The following is a 2,151-nucleotide window of genomic DNA, read 5'->3' on the forward strand; positions in this document are numbered from 1 at the left end:
CGATCACCCTGTCCGACGTGGAGCGGTCCGTCTGCGCGATGACCGGCGTCTCCGAGACGGACTTCCTGGCTCAGAAGAAGAAGGACGCCGCCTGATGGCCCTCGCCGCTCCCCGCCGCAACATCGCCCGCTATGCCGAGGGCGTTCAGTCCTACCCGGTGAAGGCCGCCGTGGTCTGCATCCAGTCCGGCCTGGCGATTCTGGCCGCCGGCTATGCCCGTCCGGGTCGCCTCGGCCAGGGCGCCGACACGCCCGCCAAGGCCGCCGACGCCGCCACCTATCAGGCGGTCGGCGTGTTCGTCGAAAGCGTGACCGGCGGCGTCGCCGACGGCGACCAGGTCGTCAAGGTTCAGCCCGGCGTCTGGAACTTCAACAACTCCGCCGGCGCCGACGCGATCACCATCGCCGATATCGGCAAGCCCTGTTTCATCGTCGACGACGAGACGGTGGCCCGCACCTCGTCCTCCCAGATCCGCGCCGTCGCCGGCGTGGTCGAACAGGTCGACGCCGACTTCGTCTGGGTCGCCGTCGGCCCTGCCGGTCGCGGCAAGCGGATCGCCACCGTCCCGTTCTTCATCAACCAGGTCGATCTGCTGGCCGGCACCTCCGCCGAGCTGCTGTCGCCGGTGGCCGGTGAGATCGTCGGCGTGACCACGATCGTCCAGGTCGCGGTGACCACCGGTGGCCCGATCACCGCCGCCGTCGGTGTCACCGCCGTTGACGGCCTGTCGGTCGCCATCCCGGACGCCGCGGCCAAGGGCTCGATCGTCCGCGACACCCCCACCCTCGGCCACGCCTCGACCGTGGTCACCGCCGGTTCGCGCATCCAGGTCACCCCGGACGCCGCGTTCGCCACCGCCGGAGCCGTGTCCGGCTTCGTCGAGATCGCCTACTAGGAGCCGACCCCTCGTGATCATCACCAACTCCTCCCTGGAGGCCCTTCGCACCGGCTTCCGCACCGAGTTCAACTCCGGTGTCGGCCTCGCGGCCCCCAAGCACGGCGCCATGACCACCACCGTGTCGTCCTCGACCCGCGTGGAGACCTATGGCTTCCTCGCCGACTTCCCCGTGTTCCGGAAGTGGGCGGGTCCGAAGAAGATCCGCTCGATGGCCGAGCGCGCCTACCAGCTGGCCAACGACGACTTCGAGGCCACCCTCGGGATCCACAAGCACAAGATCGAGGACGACAACCTCGGTCTCTACGGCCCGATCGTGAAGGGCTGGGGCGAACAAGCCGGCTCGCTGGCCGACCGCCTGGCGTTCGAGGCCCTGGCCGCCGGCAACGCCCGGCCCTGCTTCGATGGGCAGAACTTCTTCGACACCGCCCACCCGATGGGTCCGGACGACACCGCCACGTCCAACGTCTCGGGCAACGCGGCCGTCCAGCCCTGGTACCTGCTCGACTGCAGCAAGCCGCTGAAGCCGATCCTTCACCAGCAGCGGAAGGCCCCCACCTTCACGATGGTCACCGATCCCCAGGACAGCCACGTCTTCCAGACGGGCGAGTATCTGATGGGCGGCGAGGCCCGCGGCGCGGCCGGCTACACCTGGTGGCAGCTGGCCCACCGCGGCACGGGGACCCTGGATGCGGCGGCCTATGCCGCCGCCAAGGCCCAGGCGGCGGCCTACACCAACGACGAGGGTGAGCCGCTCGGGATCAAGTTCACGCACATCGTGGTCGGCGTCTCGAACGTCGCCGCGGCGCGCAACCTGTTCCTGAAGCAGAACCTGGCCGGCGGTGAGTCGAACATCTACTTCCAGGATGTTCAGATCATCGAAGCCGATCGGCTGCCCTGATGACGGACGTCCGGTTCAAGTCGAGCCGACCGGTCTACCGGCGAGGGGGTTTGCTCCTCTCGTCGGCGGCCTGGGTCGAGGTCCAGGCCGTGTCCCTGGACAAGGCCGCGAACCTGGCGCTGCTCGAAGACCCCGTCGTCCTGGTCGAGGTCGCCGTGCCCACCGAGGCCGGCGTGGAGTGGCTGAAGTTCACGGACGCTGATCGCCAGATGGCTGTTGGCCTGCTGCGCGACGGCCTGTTCGACCCGGCGCCACCGCCCAGTCCGCCGGCGAGCCCGCCGAGCCCGCCTCCGCCTCCGCCTCCGCCTCCGCCTCCGCCTCCGCCTCCGCTTCCGCTTCCGCCTCCGCCGGCTCC

Annotated in this window: 3 protein-coding genes; all 3 read left to right on the forward strand. The window is 69.9% G+C overall.

Annotation, left to right across the window (positions count from 1 at the left end; translation table 11 throughout):
- Window positions 1-94 precede the first annotated feature (94 nt).
- Window positions 95-895, forward strand: coding sequence for a hypothetical protein (locus ACODSL_RS20045; RefSeq protein WP_488902509.1), 801 nt, complete (start codon window positions 95-97; stop codon window positions 893-895).
- Window positions 896-908: 13 nt separating this feature from the next.
- Window positions 909-1,796: a Mu-like prophage major head subunit gpT family protein gene (locus tag ACODSL_RS20050; RefSeq protein ID WP_488902510.1), complete on the forward strand. Its 888-nt coding sequence runs from the start codon at window positions 909-911 to the stop codon at window positions 1,794-1,796.
- Window positions 1,796-2,151 (forward strand): hypothetical protein (locus ACODSL_RS20055; RefSeq protein WP_488902511.1); only part of this gene is annotated, 356 nt, incomplete at its 3' end. The genes ACODSL_RS20050 and ACODSL_RS20055, both read left to right, overlap by 1 nt.

It is taken from the genome of Caulobacter sp. FG121 (assembly GCF_057809815.1).

Bases quoted from the DNA above. Each gene is read 5' to 3' on its own strand.
- ACODSL_RS20045 (WP_488902509.1), top strand. From the start codon at position 95: ATGGCCCTCGCCGCTCCCCGCCGCAACATCGCCCGCTATGCCGAGGGC.